The sequence below is a fragment of the Agromyces sp. Y182 genome (assembly GCF_059445385.1).
Genome location: NZ_JCAIUF010000002.1, coordinates 139,425 through 155,303 on the forward strand (window position 1 = coordinate 139,425; position 15,879 = coordinate 155,303).

Annotated in this window: 15 protein-coding genes; all 15 read left to right on the forward strand. The window is 68.6% G+C overall.

The genetic code is table 11. The annotated features are described in order from the left end of the window. Positions 1-6 precede the first annotated feature (6 nt). Positions 7-1,554, forward strand: coding sequence for a Mur ligase family protein (locus AC1C2R_RS15225; RefSeq protein WP_495354254.1), 1,548 nt, complete (start codon positions 7-9; stop codon positions 1,552-1,554). Next, on the forward strand, positions 1,551-2,969 hold the full coding sequence (locus AC1C2R_RS15230; RefSeq protein ID WP_495354253.1) for a UDP-N-acetylmuramoyl-tripeptide--D-alanyl-D-alanine ligase: 1,419 nt from the start codon (positions 1,551-1,553) through the stop codon (positions 2,967-2,969). The genes AC1C2R_RS15225 and AC1C2R_RS15230 overlap by 4 nt, the downstream gene beginning before the upstream one ends. A 73-nt stretch (positions 2,970-3,042) precedes the next feature. Next, positions 3,043-4,137: a phospho-N-acetylmuramoyl-pentapeptide-transferase gene (gene mraY, locus AC1C2R_RS15235; RefSeq protein ID WP_495354252.1), complete on the forward strand. Its 1,095-nt coding sequence runs from the start codon at positions 3,043-3,045 to the stop codon at positions 4,135-4,137. Beyond that, positions 4,137-5,678, forward strand: coding sequence for a UDP-N-acetylmuramoyl-L-alanine--D-glutamate ligase (gene murD, locus AC1C2R_RS15240; RefSeq protein ID WP_495380520.1), 1,542 nt, complete (start codon positions 4,137-4,139; stop codon positions 5,676-5,678). The genes mraY and murD overlap by 1 nt, the downstream gene beginning before the upstream one ends. Then, positions 5,638-6,906 (forward strand): putative lipid II flippase FtsW, encoded by a 1,269-nt coding sequence (gene ftsW, locus AC1C2R_RS15245; protein WP_495380521.1) that lies wholly within the window; start codon positions 5,638-5,640, stop codon positions 6,904-6,906. The genes murD and ftsW overlap by 41 nt, the downstream gene beginning before the upstream one ends. Then, entirely contained in the window at positions 6,903-8,003 is a 1,101-nt protein-coding gene (murG, locus tag AC1C2R_RS15250) for an undecaprenyldiphospho-muramoylpentapeptide beta-N-acetylglucosaminyltransferase (RefSeq protein ID WP_495380522.1), read from the forward strand. Before ftsW ends, murG begins: the two co-directional genes overlap by 4 nt. 111 nt (positions 8,004-8,114) lie before the next feature. Next, a complete protein-coding gene (gene murC / locus AC1C2R_RS15255) occupies positions 8,115-9,518 on the forward strand; it encodes a UDP-N-acetylmuramate--L-alanine ligase (RefSeq protein WP_495380523.1) in 1,404 nt (467 codons plus the stop codon). Between the two features lie 13 nt (positions 9,519-9,531). Next, a complete protein-coding gene (locus tag AC1C2R_RS15260; protein ID WP_495380524.1) occupies positions 9,532-10,638 on the forward strand; it encodes a cell division protein FtsQ/DivIB in 1,107 nt (368 codons plus the stop codon). A gap of 172 nt (positions 10,639-10,810) precedes the next feature. Beyond that, positions 10,811-12,001, forward strand: a complete 1,191-nt coding sequence (gene ftsZ, locus AC1C2R_RS15265; RefSeq protein ID WP_495354246.1) for a cell division protein FtsZ — start codon at positions 10,811-10,813, stop codon at positions 11,999-12,001. Continuing rightward, entirely contained in the window at positions 11,998-12,705 is a 708-nt protein-coding gene (locus tag AC1C2R_RS15270; protein WP_495380525.1) for a YggS family pyridoxal phosphate-dependent enzyme, read from the forward strand. Before ftsZ ends, AC1C2R_RS15270 begins: the two co-directional genes overlap by 4 nt. A gap of 33 nt (positions 12,706-12,738) precedes the next feature. Further along, entirely contained in the window at positions 12,739-13,215 is a 477-nt protein-coding gene (locus AC1C2R_RS15275) for a cell division protein SepF (protein WP_495354244.1), read from the forward strand. A 6-nt stretch (positions 13,216-13,221) separates the two neighbouring features. Continuing rightward, entirely contained in the window at positions 13,222-13,539 is a 318-nt protein-coding gene (locus tag AC1C2R_RS15280; RefSeq protein ID WP_495354243.1) for a YggT family protein, read from the forward strand. A 114-nt stretch (positions 13,540-13,653) separates the two neighbouring features. Next, on the forward strand, positions 13,654-14,337 hold the full coding sequence (locus AC1C2R_RS15285) for a DivIVA domain-containing protein (protein WP_495354242.1): 684 nt from the start codon (positions 13,654-13,656) through the stop codon (positions 14,335-14,337). Next, complete coding sequence (lspA, locus tag AC1C2R_RS15290; RefSeq protein ID WP_495380526.1) at positions 14,327-14,938, forward strand: signal peptidase II; 612 nt, start codon at positions 14,327-14,329, stop codon at positions 14,936-14,938. The genes AC1C2R_RS15285 and lspA overlap by 11 nt, the downstream gene beginning before the upstream one ends. Beyond that, a complete protein-coding gene (locus AC1C2R_RS15295) occupies positions 14,938-15,858 on the forward strand; it encodes an RluA family pseudouridine synthase (protein ID WP_495380527.1) in 921 nt (306 codons plus the stop codon). The genes lspA and AC1C2R_RS15295 overlap by 1 nt, the downstream gene beginning before the upstream one ends. Positions 15,859-15,879 lie beyond the last annotated feature (21 nt).

Here is a 15,879-nt window from a genome sequence, read left to right on the forward strand (position 1 = left end):
GGGTTCGTGACCGGATCGCCTCTCACGGCCCTCCGGCCGAAGCACCCGAGTGCTCGATCGCTCTCCGGCCTCGCCGAAGCGTTCGGGTTCGCCGTGCTCGGCGACATCAGCGGAATCGAGGTGACGGGCGTCGGCCTGTCATCGAAGGCCGTGCAACCCGGCGACCTCTACGTCGGGGTTCCCGGGCGCAACGTGCACGGCGCCGAGTTCGCGGGTGCAGCGCGCGACGCGGGCGCGGTCGCGCTGCTCACCGATGCCGCCGGCGCCGAGCTCGCGTCCGACGCGGGCCTGCCGATCCTCGTCACGGCTGACGCGCGCGCCGCGCTCGGAGACGTCGCGGCGTGGATCCACCGCACCGCCGAGAACCCCGCGACGCTCTTCGCCGTCACCGGCACGAACGGCAAGACGAGCGTCGTCTACCTGCTCTACGGCATCCTGCGCCAGCTCGGCGTCATGGCCGGGCTCACCTCGACCGCTGAACGCCGCATCGGCGACGAGGCCGTCACGAGCTCGCTCACCACACCCGAGGCGAGCGAACTGCACGCCCTGCTCGCTCGCATGCGCGAGGTCGAGGTGCGAGCCGTCGGCGTCGAGGTCTCCGCACAGGCGCTCTCGCGTCACCGCGTCGACGGACTCGTCTTCGACGTCGTCGGCTTCACGAACCTCACCCACGACCACCTCGACGACTACTCGTCGATGGACGAGTACTTCGAGGCGAAGCGCGACCTGTTCCAGCCCGAGCGCGCGCGTCGCGGCGTGGTCACGATCGATTCGGAGTGGGGTCGTCGCCTCCTCGCAGAGTCGCGCATTCCGGTGACCACACTGACGACCGTCAAGGGAGTCGGCGCCGATTGGCGCGTCACCGTGCTCGAAGAGGGCGCCGACCACACCTCGTTCCTGCTCGAGGGGCCCGGCGGACGCCGACTCGAGACGCAGGTTCCACTGCTCGGTTGGTACATGGCTGCCAACGCAGCACTCGCGATCGTCATGCTCACCGAGGCCGGCTACGACCTCGACCTCATCGCCGCAGCGCTCGAACGCGATGGCGGCGTCGACGCCTACATCCCGGGCCGGGCGGAGCGCATCTCGGGCGACCGGGGCCCCGTCGTCTACATCGACTACGGCCACAGCCCCGACGCGTTCCTGCAGACGCTCGGCGCCATCCGGCGCAGCACCGACGGGCGCATCGTCATGGTCTTCGGCGCCGACGGCGACCGCGATACGACGAAGCGCGCCGAGATGGGCGCGATCGCCGCTCGCGGCGCCGACGTACTCGTCGTGACCGACTTCCACCCGCGGTTCGAAGACCCTGCGGCCATTCGCGCCGCGCTCATCGCCGGCGCCCGCGCTGCGGTGCCCGAGCGTGAGATCCACGAGATCGCCCAGCCGCGCGAGGCATTCCGCGCAGCGCTCGCCCTCGCCGGCGAAGGCGATGCGATCCTCTATGCGGGCCCAGGGCACGAGGACTATCACGAGGTGAAGGGTGTGAAGATCCCGTATTCGGCCAGAGACGACTCCAGACAGGCGCTGCGCGATGCGGGGTGGCCGGCATGATCGCCCTGACCCTGGCCGAGATCGCCTCGGCCACCGGCGGCGTGCTCCGACTCGACGGCACGAATGCCGCTCCCGAAACGATGATCGACGGCGTCGTGACGACCGACTCGCGTGAGATCGGTGTCGGGGGAGTCTTCGTCGCCAAGCGAGGCGAGTTCGATGACGGCCACCGCTTCGCACCCGCCGCGGCCGAGCAGGGTGCCGCTCTGCTCATCGTCGAGCACGCGCTCGAGCTGCCGGTGCCGGTGCCGCAGATCGTCGTCACCGATTCGGTCGATGCCCTCGGGGCATTGGCGACCGAGGTCGTGCGCCTGGTGCGCGAGCTCGGCCGTCTCCGCATCGTGGGCGTGACCGGCTCGAACGGCAAGACGACGACGAAGAACCTGCTGCGCACCGTGCTCGAGCGGGTCGGCCCGACGGTCGCTGCACGCGCCTCGTTCAACAACGAGGTCGGTGCTCCGATCACGATGCTGGAACTCACCTCTGAAACCGAGTTCCTCGTCGCCGAGATGGGGGCATCGGCGGTCGGCGAGATCGCTCGGCTCGTACGCATGGCCCGCCCCGACGTCGGCATCGTGCTCAAAGTCGGGCTCGCTCACGCCGGTGAGTTCGGCGGCATCGAGCAGACCGTGCGCGCCAAGTCCGAGATGGTCACCGACCTCCTCGAGACGGATGTCGCGGTGCTGAACGCCGACGACCCGCGAGTGGTGCCCATGGCTGGCCTGACCGCGGCGCGCGTCGTCTGGTTCGGATTCGGCGAGGCCGCCGACGTGCGCGCCAGTGACATCCGGGCGCACGCACGCGGTACCGACTTCACCGTGACGATTCCGGGTGGCGAGACGGCACGCGTGCGTTTCTCGGTGCTGGGCGAGCACCACGTCATGAACGCACTCGCGGCGATCGCGGCATCCATCGAACTCGGCGTGGCTCTGCCCGCGGTCGTCGACGCGCTCGAACAGGTGACCCTTGCCGAGCGCTGGCGCATGCAGGTCATGGGGGGCCGCGACGGTGTGACGATCATCAACGACGCCTACAACGCCAGCCCCGACTCGATGTCGGCCGCGCTCAAGACGCTCGCGCAGGTGAAAGCGCCCGGCTCGCGCACGATCGCGGTGCTCGGCGAGATGAGCGAACTCGGCGAGTTCTCGGGCGAGGAGCACGATCGCATCGGCCTGCTGGCCGTTCGCCTCGGCATCTCGCAGCTCGTCGTGGTGGGGGCGGGCGCCCGGCGCCTGCACATCACGGCGATCAATGAAGGTTCATGGGACGGCGAATCCGCGTTCGTCGAGTCCGCCGACGAGGCATTCGACCTCGTCACGTCTTCCGTGCGCTCCGGCGACACGGTATTGGTGAAATCGTCGAATGCGGCGGGCCTCCGCCACCTCGGCGACCGACTGGGAGAATGGTTCGCGTGAGCACTGTGCAGGAACTCGGCGGGGCTGGGCAGATGATGGGCCTGCTCGATGACCGATTGAGAGAATGGTTCGCGTGAGAGCACTGCTGACCGCTGGGGCGTTGTCGCTCGCCTTCACGCTGTTTCTGACCCCGCTGTTCATCCGGCTGTTCACACGGCTCGGGTGGGGCCAGTTCATCCGCGACGATGGGCCGAAGAGCCACCACGTCAAGCGCGGCACGCCCACGATGGGCGGCATCATCTTCATCCTGGGCGCGTTGTTCGGATACTTCGTGGCGACGCTCGTCAGCAACGAGAAGCCGACGGCGTCGGGCATGCTCGTGCTCTTCATGATGGTCGGCCTCGGTGCGGTCGGATTCCTCGACGATTTCCTGAAGACGCGCAAGAAGCAGAGTCTCGGGCTCGGTGGCTGGGCGAAGGTGACCGGCCAAGTGGTCGTCGCTGGCGTGTTCGCGCTCCTCGCATTGCAGTTCCCGAACGAGCACGGCATTACGCCGGCGAACACGAAGGTCTCGTTCATCCGAGATCTCCCGCTCGATTTCATGGTCTTCGGCACTGTCGTCGGCATCATCCTCTACGTTCTGTGGGTCTGCGTGATCACGGCCGGCACCTCGAACGCCGTGAACGTCACCGACGGCCTCGACGGCCTCGCCGCCGGCGCTTCGATCCTCGCGATCGGCTCGTTCGTCATCATCGGCTTCTGGCAGTTCAACCAGTCGAGGTTCAGCGAGGGCCTCAACCAGAGCGACGCGTACCGTTCGTACGATGTGCGCGACCCACTCGACATCGCGATCGTGGCGACGGCGATCGTCGGCGGCCTCATCGGCTTCCTCTGGTGGAACACCAACCCCGCGAAGATCATCATGGGCGACACGGGGTCGCTGGCGCTCGGCGGCGCCCTCGCAGCCCTCGCGATCGTCAGCCACACCGAACTGCTCCTCCTGCTCATCGGCGGACTCTTCGTCATCGAGACGGGGTCGGTCATCGTCCAGCGTGCCTACTTCAAGCTCACCCACGGCAAACGCATCTTCCTGATGAGCCCGATCCATCACCACTTCGAGCTGAAGGGCTGGGCCGAGGTCACGATCGTCGTGCGCTTCTGGATCATTGGCGGCCTGCTCGTCGCCGCGGGCGTCGGCGCCTTCTACTTCGAGTGGCTGCAGAGCTGATGACGGATGCTGCAACTCGCGTGCCCCATCGCCTCGATTCGCTGACCAGCTGGTACGCCGACTGGTCGGATCTTCGCGTCGTCGTACTCGGACTCGGTGTCACGGGCTTCGCCGTCGCCGATACGCTCGCCGAGCTCGGTGCGAGGGTGCTCGTGGTCGCGCCCGAAGTCGATGACGACCGTGCCGGCATTCTCGAGGTGATCGGAGCAGAGCTGCTGCGGCATCCGCTCGATGCCGTGCCGACCGCGGTCGTGCGGTTCGCACCCGAACTCGTCGTCGCCTCGCCGGGCTTGCCCCCCGATCATCCCGTGCTCGCGTGGGCTGCGACCGAGGCGGTCGCGGTGTGGGGCGACATCGAGCTCGCCTGGCGCGTGCGCGACAAGGTGAATGCCGCCGAGTGGGTCCTCGTGACCGGAACGAACGGCAAGACCACGACCGTGCAGATGACGGCGACGTTCTTGGCCGCCAACGGCCTGCGCGCGGCACCGTGCGGCAACATCGGGGTTCCGGTACTCGACGCCGTGCGCGACCCAGGCGGCTTCGACGTGCTCGTCGTCGAGCTCTCGAGTTACCAGTTGCATCATCTGCCGAAGACCGGACCAGGCGCGCTGCACCCCTGGGCGAGCGTCGTGCTGAACGTGGCCGACGACCATCTCGACTGGCACGGTTCACCCGAGGCGTATCGTGCGGCGAAGGCGACGGTCTACGAGAACACGAAGGTCGCGTGCGTGTACAACCGCGCCGACGAGGCGACGCGTTTCATGGTCGAAGAGGCCGAGGTCGAAGAGGGTGCTCGCGCCATCGGGTTCGGACTCGACGTGCCCGGCCCGAGCGACTTCGGCGTCGTCGACGGAATTCTCTGCGACCGGGCGTTCCTCGATGATCGTCGTTCGGCAGCGCTCGAGATCATCACGCTCGACGAGCTGGAGCCGCATGGACTCGCCGCCCCGCACGTCGTGGCGAACATCCTCGCCGCGTCGGCGCTCGCGCGTTCGTACGGGGTACCGGTGGGCGTGATCCACGACGCGCTCGGCGAGTTCCGTCTCGACGCGCACCGCATCGAGACGGTCGCGGTCGCCGGTGGCATCCGCTGGGTCGATGACTCGAAGGCGACGAACCCGCACGCGGCCGAAGCCTCGTTGCGCGCGTTCGGCAAGGTGGTCTGGATCGTCGGCGGTCTGCTGAAGGGCGTCGACGCCGATTCGCTCGTCGCTGCGCACGTCGGGCGGTTGCGCGCGGCGATCGTGATCGGCGTCGATCGCGCATCCCTCGTTGCCGCGTTCCGCCGACACGCCCCCGAGCTGCCGCTCTTCGAAGTGGCGACGGATGACACTGAAACGGTGATGCCCGACGCGGTCGCCTTGGCCGTGAGGGTTGCTGAAGACGGCGACACTGTGCTGCTTGCGCCTGCTGCGGCGTCGATGGACCAGTTCGCCGACTACGGCGACCGCGGGCGGCGGTTCCATGACGCAGTCCGATCGATGCTGGGGGGTGAGGCGGATGGCGACGCCGCCCCGCGCGAACCGCTCCCAGGAGCCTGACCGGCCGGGCGTCTCCGCCGCCCGCATCCGGCTCGGCCGCGTGTTCCGCGTCGAGTCGGCCGATTACTTCCTGCTCCTCGGCACCACGCTCTTCCTTGTCGTCTTCGGACTCGTCATGGTGCTTTCGGCATCTGTCGTGCAATCGCATCTCGAAGATGAGAGCTTCTTCGCCCAAGCGTTGCGGCAGGCGCTCTATGCCGTCTTCGGCGTTCCGATCATGCTCATCGCGAGCCGCATGCCCGAGCGGTTCTGGATGCGGATCGCATGGCCGGTGCTCATCGCGTCGTGCTTCCTCCAGCTTCTGGTCGTGGCGACGCCGCTCGGCATCAAGGTCGGCGGCAACACGAACTGGATCCAGCTGGGGCCCCTGCAGTTCCAGCCGTCGGAACTCATCAAAGTCGCCCTCGTCATGTGGCTCGGCCTGATCGTCACGAAGAAGGAGGCGCTGCTCGGAAATCTCGTGCACGGCATCCTGCCGATCATCCTCGTCGGCGGCGGTGCGATCGGGCTCGTGCTGCTCGGCGGCGACCTCGGCACCGTCATGGTCATGGGGGCGATGCTGCTCGGCGCGCTGTTCCTCATCGGCGTGCGATTGCGGCTGCTGATCCCGCCGCTCCTCGCCGCGGGGGCCATCTTCGTGCTCGTCGCGATCTCGAGCGAGAGCCGACTCCGACGCATCACCTCGTTCCTCGACGCGAACTGCGAGAGCGGCGGCACGGGCGACGCGGTCAGCGATTGCTGGCAGATCCAGCACGGCTCATTCGCCCTCGCCAACGGCGGCATCTTCGGCGTCGGCCTCGGCAACTCCGCCGCGAAATGGTCGTGGCTGCCGGCCGCCGACAACGACTTCATCTTCGCCATCATCGGCGAAGAACTCGGGTTGATCGGCGCCATCGTCGTCATCGCGATGTTCGTGCTGCTCGCCGTCGCACTCAGTCGCGTGCTGCGCGGGGCTCGCACCCCGTTCGCCCGCGCCGTCTCTGCGGCGGTGCTCGTGTGGATCATCGGTCAGGCGTGTGTCAATATCGGTGTCGTGCTCGGCGTCTTCCCAGTTCTCGGCGTGCCGCTTCCCCTCGTCTCGGCGGGTGGCACGGCCCTGCTCACCACGCTCTTCGCGATCGGCATCGTGTTGTCGGTCGCCCGCGACCCCGAGGCGGCTTCTCGTGCCGCCGCTCGTGCCGCGTCGCGCAAGAAGACACGCGGGGCGTCTGCGCGGGCACCGCGATGACCGTCTATCTCCTCGCAGGCGGGGGCACAGCCGGACACGTGAACCCCTTGCTCGCGGTAGCCGACAGGTTGCGCGAGCGCGACCCAGCGGCAACCGTGCTCGTGCTCGGCACGGCCGAAGGACTCGAGGCGCGGCTGGTGCCCGCTCGCGGCTACAAACTGCTGACCATCCCGAAGGTGCCGTTCCCGCGGCGCCCGAACCGTGCGGCTCTCGCATTCCCAGCGCGATTCCGCGCGTCGATCGAGTCGGTCCGCGCCATCATCGACGAGCGCGGGGTCGACGTCGTCGTGGGGTTCGGCGGCTACGTCTCGACGCCGGCGTACCTGGCCGCACGCCGGACCGGCATCCCGGTGGCGATCCACGAGGCCAACGCGAAGCCCGGGCTCGCCAATCGGCTCGGCGCCCGATTCGCCGCAACCGTCGGCGTCGCATTCGAGGCCACCCCGTTGCCCGGCGCCCGCCTCGTCGGCATGCCGCTTCGTCGTGAGATCGAGACGCTCGACCCTCCCGCACGTCGCGGCGATGCGGCCGCTCATTTCAGTCTCGACGCGTCCCGGCCGGTGCTGCTGGCCACGGGCGGCTCGCTGGGCGCACGCCGCATCAACCGCACGATGGTCGACTCGGCGGCCACGATCGCGGCTGCCGGGTGGCAGGTGCTGCACGTGACGGGCGCGAACTCCGAGGTCGCAGACCCAGGAGTCGACGGCTATCGCATGGTCGAGTACGCCGACCGCATGGACCTCGCTCTCGCGGTCGCAGATGTCGCCGTCTCGCGCGCCGGCGCGGCCACGGTCAGTGAGCTCGCGGCGCTCGGCATCCCGGCAGTGTTCGTGCCGTACCCCGTCGGCAACGGCGAGCAGCGCTTCAACGCCGCCGGCGTCGTCGAAGCCGGCGGCGGCGTGCTCGTCGACGATGCCGACTTCGTGCCCGAGTGGGTCGCCGCGCAACTGCTGCCGTTGCTGACCGACTCCGACCGCCATCGCGAGATGGCGGCCGCCGCGGCATCCGTGGGTTTCCGCGACGGCACCGACCGCATGGTCGCACTCGTCGACGAGGCGCTCGGCGAGGCAGCCGACGACCGCCTGCGAGGCGCGTAACGTTGACTGAACGGATGTCGCGGCATCCGTTCGCACCGAATCCAGCGCCCGTCGGGCGCCCCGCGACCGACCGACCGCATTCCGACCGTACCGAGGAAGAACAGCCGCACCGTGACGATCAAGCCCGACCTCTCCGCTCCGATCCCCGCTGAACTCGGCACCGTGCACTTCGTCGGCATCGGCGGGTCGGGCATGAGCGGCATCGCGCGGCTCATGCTCGAGGCCGGACACCGGGTCACGGGCTCCGACGCCCGCGACTCCGACAATATCGCGGCATTGCGAGCGCTCGGCGCCGAGATCGCGATCGGCCATGACGCGGCGAACCTCGCCGACGACGTCGACACGGTCGTCGTCACCGGGGCGCTCTGGCTCGACAACCCCGAGTACCAGCTCGCACTCGAGCGCGGCCTGCCGGTGCTGCACCGTTCGCAGGCCCTCGCCGCGCTCATCGCAGGCCAGCGGCTCGTCTCGGTCGCCGGCGCCCACGGCAAGACCACCTCGACCGGCATGATCGTCACTGGCCTGCTCGCGCTCGGTGAAGACCCGAGCTTCGTCAACGGCGGCGTCATCGAAGAACTCGGCGTCTCGTCCGCATCGGGCGACGGTGAGTTGTTCGTGGTCGAGGCCGACGAGTCCGACGGCTCCTTCCTGCTCTACGACACCTCGGTCGCACTTGTGACGAACGTCGACCCCGACCATCTCGACCACTACGGTTCGCTCGAGGCGTTCGAGCAGGCGTTCGTCGATTTCGCCGACCGGGCCCGTGAGTTCGTCGTGATCTCCTCCGACGACGTCGGCGCGGCACGGGTGGCCTCGAGACTCGCGCACGAGCGAGTGATGACCTTCGGCGAGGCGGCGGATGCGACGGTGCGCGTGCACTCCATCGCAACCGACGGCCCCGTGGCATTCGCCGTCTCCTACCTGGGTTCCGAGTATCGCGCCCAGCTCCGCATCCCGGGGCGCCACAATGCGATCAACGCGGCGGGTGCGTTCGCGGTGCTCGTGGGCCTCGGCTTCGACCCCGCGGCATCTCTGGCCGGCATCGCACGGTTCGCCGGCACCGGCCGGCGTTTCGAGCTGCACGGCACCGTCGGCGGTGTGAGCGTCTATGACGACTACGCGCACCACCCGACCGAGGTCGCGGCCGCGCTGTCGGCTGCACGCACCGTGGTGGGGGAGGGACGCATCATCGCGGTGCACCAGCCGCATCTCTACAGTCGCACGCGGCTCTTCGCCAAGGAGTTCGCCGAGGTGCTCGAGCAGTTCGCCGACGAGACCGTCGTGCTCGATGTCTACGGCGCCAGGGAGGACCCCGAGCCCGGCGTGACCGGAGCACTCGTGAGCGAGCGATTCGAAGACCCGTCGCACGTGGCATTCGTGCGCGACTGGCAGGAGGCCGCCGACTACACCGCGGGCATCGCACGTGCGGGCGACTTCGTGATCACCCTCGGTTGCGGCGATGTGTACCGCATCGTGCCGCAGCTGCTCGGCTCGCTCGAGCGGGAGCGCGGATGACGGTGGTGCTGGAGTGAAGCGGCCCCAGGGGTTCGACGGGCCGGTCGCGCGTGCACCGCGCTCACAGCGTCCGGCTTCCCGGGATCCCGGCGAGACGGGCGGCCGGGCGGCGCAGGCCGCCGCATCCGAACCAGTGGTCCGGGCCGGAACCAGGAAGCGCGGCGCGGGCGCCGCGAGTTCGCCGTCTTTCGCTCCCGACCGCATCTCGACGGAGCCGATCGACGTCGTCGCCGCAGCTCCGGTGTCTTCGATCGCGTCGGGATCGGCGCACCCGCGAGTCGCCCCACGAGTGCCCGAGTCGCAGACGGACGCCGCGGGCGATGGCCGTTCGAAAGCAGGCCCGCTGCCACGGGATGCACGGGCCGCCAAGCGTGCGGTCGCGGCCGCCGCGAGGGAACGGCGCCGGTACGAGCGCCACGAGGTTCGGCGCTTCACGAAGCGGTCCCGGCGCCGGCGCATCGTCTGGTCGGTCGTGCTCGGTTCCGTCGCGGCGCTCGTGGTGGTGGTCGCGGTCGCCGCCTATTCGCCCTTGATGGCACTGCGCGAGGTGCGCGTCGAGGGTGCATCCCGCATTCCGGTGGCCGAGGTGCAGGCGGCGTTCTCCGACACCCTCGGCACGCCGTTGCCGCTGATCGCGAGCGGCGATGTGCTCGCGGCGCTCTCCGACTTCCCCCTCATCGAGACGTACTCGACGGAGACCATCCCGCCCGGAACCCTCGTCGTGCGCATCGTGGAGCGTGTTCCGGTGGGTGTCGTCGACAGCGGCGAGGGATTCGAACTCGTCGACGCAGCGGGTGTCGTGATCGAGCGGCCGGCGGAGCGACCCGAGGGGCAGCCGCTCATCGTGGCCGAGGGCGGTGTCGCGGGCGAGGGGTTCCGCGCAGCTGCAGCCGTGATCAGGAGCCTGCCGCCCGAGGTGCGGGGGCAGCTCGTGGGGGCGTCGGCGGCGACGGCCGACGATGTGCGCCTGGAGCTCGCATCGGGAGCGACGGTCGTCTGGGGCAGCTCCGAGGAATCGGCGCAGAAGGCGGCGGTGTTGGCGGACCTCATGGTTGCTGCACCGCCCGATGTGGTCGGTGAGTACGACGTCTCGTCTCCGACGAGCGCCGTCACGCGGTGACCGAGGGGCCTGCGAGGCTGTTTTCGGGCTGATCCGGGACGCGGTTCGCGACACGCGGGCGCGCCTTGCGCAGGAGGATGCGACGGGCACCTACCGTCAACTTCAGGAATTGCATACTCAGCAAAACTTTAACCTTCGACTAGAGGTTCAGAGTTCGCACGGAAGGCCGGTCATGTCGACAAACCAGAACTACCTCGCCGTCATCAAGGTCGTCGGCATCGGCGGCGGCGGTGTCAACGCCGTCAACCGCATGATCGAACTCGGCCTCCGCGGAGTCGAGTTCATCGCGATCAACACCGACGCGCAGGCGCTGCTGATGTCCGACGCCGACGTCAAGCTCGACGTCGGGCGCGACCTCACGCGCGGCCTCGGCGCCGGCGCCGACCCCGAGGTCGGCCGAAGAGCCGCCGAAGACCACGCGGAGGAGATCGAGGAGGCGCTCGCGGGCGCCGACATGGTCTTCGTCACCGCGGGCGAAGGCGGCGGCACGGGCACGGGCGGTGCGCCGGTCGTCGCGCGCATCGCGAAGTCCATCGGCGCGCTCACCATCGGTGTCGTCACGAAGCCGTTCGGCTTCGAGGGCAAGCGACGCCAGACACAGGCCGAGCAGGGCGTCGCACGCCTGAAAGACGAGGTCGACACCCTCATCGTGGTGCCGAACGACCGGTTGCTCGAGATCAGCGACCGCGGCATCTCGATGCTCGAAGCGTTCGCGACCGCCGATCAGGTGCTCCTCGCCGGCGTGCAGGGCATCACCGACCTCATCACGACTCCAGGCCTCATCAACCTCGACTTCGCCGATGTCAAGTCGGTCATGCAGGGTGCGGGCTCGGCGCTCATGGGCATCGGCTCGTCGAGAGGGGCCGACCGCGCCATCAAGGCCGCCGAACTCGCCGTGGCGAGTCCGCTGCTCGAAGCATCGATCGACGGTGCGCACGGTGTGCTGCTCTCGATCCAGGGCGGATCCAACCTCGGCATCTTCGAGATCAACGACGCCGCACGCCTCGTGCAGGAGGCCGTGCACCCCGAGGCCAACATCATCTTCGGTGCCGTCATCGACGACACGCTCGGCGACGAAGTACGCGTCACGGTCATCGCCGCCGGCTTCGACGGCGGCGAACCGGGAGCGAAGCCCGTCGAGGCCCGGCGCACGAACTTCGCGCCGGCCGTGGTCGGTGCGGCGGTCGGCGGCGGTGCCATCTCGGGAGAGGCCGCCGACGTGATCGCCGAGATCGACATCGACGAACTGGTCGAGACGGCCAACTGGGGCGAGGTCGAGTCGAGCACCGCAGACCAGATCGTCTCCGACCCCGCGTTCGACACCGATGACGACGACCTCGACATCCCCGACTTCCTGAAGTGAACGGCATCCGCGGCCGGAGCGCCGCGGCGGGCGCCGACACGCTCGCCGAGCGCCTGGTCGAGGTGACCGGGCGAATCGCGGATGCCGCGGCCGACGCAGGTCGTGACGCAGACGAGTTGACAACGATCGTCGTCACCAAGTTCCAGCCGGCGACGCTCGTCGCCGAGCTCGCGGCGCTCGGGGTCGACGATTTCGGCGAGAACCGCCATCAGGAAGCGCAAGCCAAGGCCGCCGAGCTCGCGAGTCTCGGTTTGCGCTGGCACTTCATCGGCCAGTTGCAGAGCAAGAAGGCCAAACAGGTGCGCGCATACGCTTCGGCGATCCACTCGGTCGACCGCGCTGCGCTCGTCGACGGGCTCCGTTCCGACGAGGCATCCGTCGACTGCTTCGTGCAGGTGAACCTGACGGATGACCCCGGCCGCGGCGGCGTCGCTCCCGACGCGCTCGAGTCGCTCGTCGAGCGGGTGCTCGGCACACCCGGGCTGCGGCTTCGAGGGCTCATGGCGGTCGCTCCGCTCGGCGAGCCTGCGCGGCCCGCGTTCGCGCGCATGCGAGAGTTCTCCAAACTCGTGCAGTCATTAGAACCCACTGCACGCGATCTGTCCATGGGGATGTCGCACGATTTTCGCGACGCGATCATGGAGGGTGCGACACACCTGAGAATCGGAACGGCAATCACCGGGAATCGGCCGGTCGCCGGTTAACCTCGAAGAGACGGAACACAGACGGAGGCAGCGATGTCGAACCCGCTCAAGAAGACCATGGTCTATCTCGGACTCGCCGATGAAGAGCTCGAAGAGGAGACCCAGCAGGCACACGCGCCCGTACCGGTGACGCCGGTCGTGACCGCGGCGCCTGCCCCGCGGACCGGCGCGGCGGTCACACCGCTGCGCAAGAACCATGTCCAACCGAGCACACCGCAGGCGGAGATGAACGAGATCCTGACCGTCCACCCGCGTCAATACCGTGACGCGCAGGTGATCGCCGAGTCCTTCCGCGAGGGAGTACCGGTGATCATCAACCTCTCACAGATGTCGGATGCCGACGCTCGGCGTCTCATCGACTTCGCCAGCGGCCTCTCACAGGGCCTCTACGGCAAGATCGAGCGCGTCACGAGCAAGGTGTTCCTGCTCTCGCCCGCGCACGTCGTTGTCTCGGGAGAGACCGGCGAGAGCGAAGGCGACGTCGACGCGTCGTTCTTCACGCACGCGTAGCGCCCCGTGGGCGCTCTCGTCGTCGTTTGGAACATCCTTTACGCGCTGCTGCTCATCTACTTCTTCGTGATGTGGGGGCGGTTTGTGCTGGATCTGGTGCGCACCTTCAACAGATCGTGGCGCCCGAGAGGCGCCTGGCTCGTGATCGTGGAGCTCGTCTACAGTCTCACCGATCCGCTCGTGCGCTTCTTCCGGCGGCTCGTGCCGCCGATCCGCATCGGCCAGGTCGCCCTCGATCTGGGCTGGAGTCTGGCCATGCTCGTGGTGATCGTGGCGATGACAGTGGTGTCGCTTCTGGCGCAGGCAGCGGCCGTGCCCGGCTGATGATCTCCTCCGAGCATGAGGTCGAGAAGATCGGCACTCACGACTCTGAGGATCTCTTTGCTACCGTTAGCTGAACGTGATCGAACAGTTCGACAGATTTGAGGGTGGAAAGCCATGGCGCTAACTCCGGAAGATGTGGTCAACAAGCGCTTCCAGGCGACGAAGTTCCGGGAAGGGTACGACCAAGATGAGGTCGACGATTTCCTCGACGAGGTCGTGGTCGAGCTTCGTCGACTGTACGGGGAGAACGAAGAGCTGCGTCAGCGGCTGTCAGCGGCAGAGGCCCGTGCTGCGGATGCCTCGAAGGCGCCGGCTGCCGCGGCACCGACCCCGGCGGTGTACACCGAGCCGGCTGCGCCGCCTCCCACCGTCGCGGTGCAGATGCAGCAGCCCGCAGCTCCGCAGTCGGACTTCGACGAGCAGACGAGCACCACGAACCTCCTGCAGCTGGCCCGCCGGCTGCACGAGGAGCACGTGCGCGAGGGCATCGAGAAGCGCGACGCGCTCATCGCCGAGGGCCACGCGACTGCTGCGCGTGTCGTCGCCGAGGCCGAAGCGAAGCAGCGCGCCCAGATCGGCGTGCTCGACCAGGAGCGCGTGGCGCTCGAGAAGCGCGTCGACGAGCTTCGCCTGTTCGAGCGCGACTACCGGGCGAAGCTGAAGAACTACATCGAGGGCCAGCTCCGCGAGCTCGACACGGCGGCCCCGGTGCAGGCGTCGGGCAACCAGGGCTTCTCCGCTCCGGCGGGCCTGCCCGCTGAGCAGCCCGCACCGACCTTCCAGGGCTTTGGAGGCTGAGCGGGCCGTCAAGGTCGGCTCAACCACAGCACTCCTGGTCGTGGCCGGCGCCGCAATCGCGGCGTACGGCCTCGACCAGCTGAGCAAGTTCCTCGTCGTCACGAACCTCACCGAAGGTGAGATCGTGCCCGTACTGGGAACGCTGTTGCAATGGCAGTTCGTGCGCAACCCCGGTGCCGCGTTCTCGTTCGCGAGCGGCATGACCTGGATCTTCACGATCCTGGCCGCAGGCGTCATCACCTTCATCGTGTGGTTCGCACGTCGTATCCGCTCGGTCGCGTGGGCCATCGTGTTCGGGCTCCTGCTCGGCGGTGTGGTCGGGAATCTGACCGACCGGCTCTTCCGGGAGCCGTCCTTCGGCCTCGGGCACGTGATCGACTTCATCTCGACGCCGTGGCTCATCCCGGCCATCTACAACGTCGCCGACATGGCGATCGTGTCGAGCATGGTGCTCTTCATGATCCTCACGATTCGCGGCATCGGCCTCGACGGCTCGCGTCAACCGCGCGAATCAAAAACCGCCGAGACAGCGCCGGCCGCGCCGGAGGCCACCGCGGGCGAGGGCGATGCCCGGCTGCGCGAAGCCGCGCACGGCGCCTGATGGAGAACCGCTCCTTCCCTGTTCCCGACGGTCTCGACGGTTCGCGCGTCGACGCGGGGCTCGCAAAGCTCCTCGGGTTCTCGCGCACACTGGCCGCGGAGATCGCGTCCCGTGGCGGCGTGAGCCTCGACGGGGCATCCGTCGACAAATCCGACCGTCTGCGTGCCGGCGCCTGGCTCGAGGTGAGCTGGGAGGAGCCGCGCGGTCTCACGATCGAACCGATCGCGGTTCCCGATCTCGGCGTCATCCACGACGATGACGACCTCGTCGTCGTCGACAAGCCGGCGGGAGTCGCAGCACACCCCTCGGTCGGGTGGAACGGGCCGACCGTGGTCGGGGCGCTGGCCGCCGCCGGATTCCGCATCTCCACTTCCGGTGCACCCGAACGCCAAGGAGTCGTGCACCGCCTCGACGCGGGCACGAGCGGGCTCATGGTCGTCGCCAAGTCGGAGCGCGCATACACCGACCTGAAGCGACAGTTCCACGACCGCGAGGTCGAGAAGATCTATCACACGATCGTGCAGGGCCATCCTGATCCGCTCGCCGGCACGATCGACGCGCCGGTCGGCCGGCACCCCCGCTCGGAGTGGAAGTTCGCGGTGACCGCCGACGGCAAGCACGCGGTGACCCACTACGAGACGATCGAGGCGTTCCCGTACGCGTCGCTGCTCGAGGTGCATCTCGAGACGGGCCGCACGCACCAGATCCGTGTGCACATGGCTGCCCAGCGTCACCCGTGCGCGGGCGACTCGATGTACGGCGCCGACCCGACGCTGTCTGCCCGGCTCGGCCTCGAGCGGCAATGGCTGCACGCGAAGCAACTCGCGTTCGTGCACGTCGGCAGCGGTGAGTGGACGACCTTCGTGTCGGAGTACCCCGCCGACCTCGCACACGCGCTCGACGTGCTGCGCGGAGACTGACGCGCGGTCGACCTGGGCCAG